Origin of the sequence: Sciscionella sediminilitoris, assembly GCF_000737195.2 — a bacterium.
Taxonomy (GTDB): Bacteria; Actinomycetota; Actinomycetes; order Mycobacteriales; family Pseudonocardiaceae; genus Sciscionella; species Sciscionella sediminilitoris.
Window position 1 is genome coordinate 1 of the sequence record NZ_JALM01000201.1, and the last position, 1001, is coordinate 1001.

The 1001-nt window shown below is 69.5% G+C and carries 1 protein-coding gene; it reads right to left on the reverse strand.

What is annotated here, in order from left to right; genetic code table 11:
- Positions 1-1001: acyltransferase domain-containing protein (locus AD72_RS35160; RefSeq protein WP_037348472.1), on the reverse strand; the 1001-nt coding region annotated here is incomplete at both ends.

The following is a 1001-nucleotide window of genomic DNA, read 5'->3' on the forward strand; positions in this document are numbered from 1 at the left end:
GCCGCATCCCCCAACGACAACACACCAGCCACATGCGCAGCCGCAATCTCACCAATCGAATGACCAGCCACAAAATCCGGCCGAACACCCCACGACTCCACCAAACGAAACAACGCCACCTCGAGCGCAAAAATCGCCGGCTGCGCCACCCCGGTCCGATCGAGCCCAGACGAATCCCGCACCACCGGAAGCAACCCGGCGACCTCATCAAAAGCAGCCGCGAACACCGGAAACGCCCGATACAGACCCGACCCCATCCCCCAACGCTGCGAACCCTGACCCGTGAACACGAACGCCAACCCACCACCGGACACCCGACCAACCGGGAAGGAACCCTCGGCCAGCTCGGTGAGTCCGGCCGTCAGGGTGTCCCGGTCGGTGCCGGTGACCACCGCGCGGTACGGCAGAGCCGCCCGATGCACGGCGAGAGTGCGGCCGACATCCACCGGTGCCGCCGACACCTCCCGCAGCCGGGCCGCCTGCTCGGCCAGCGCCGGTTCGGTGGCCGCGGACAGCACCAGCGGAACGACCGCGGGTGGTTCGCCCTGCGGTTCCGCCTCTTGCTGGGCGGACTGTTCCAGCACGACATGCGCGTTGGTCCCGCTGATCCCGAAGGAGGACACCGCACACCGCCGTGGTTCGGCGCCATCACGCCAGGGTTTGCGCTCGGTCAGCAGGGCCAGCGAGCCCGCCGACCAGTCGACCTCCCGGCTCGGAGTCTCGGCGTGCAGCGTGGGCGGGAGTACGCCGCGGCGCATCGCCTCGACCATCTTGATGATTCCGGCGACCCCGGCAGCCGCCTGCGCATGCCCAAAGTTCGACTTCACCGAACCGAGGAACAGTGGCCGGTCCCGGTCCGCGCCATAGACCGCCTGCAGAGCCTCGGCTTCGATCGGGTCACCGAGCCGGGTACCGGTGCCGTGCGCCTCGACCGCATCGACGTCCGCGGCGGCCAGCTGCGCATCGGCCAGCGCCGCCCGGATCACCCGCTGCTGGGACGG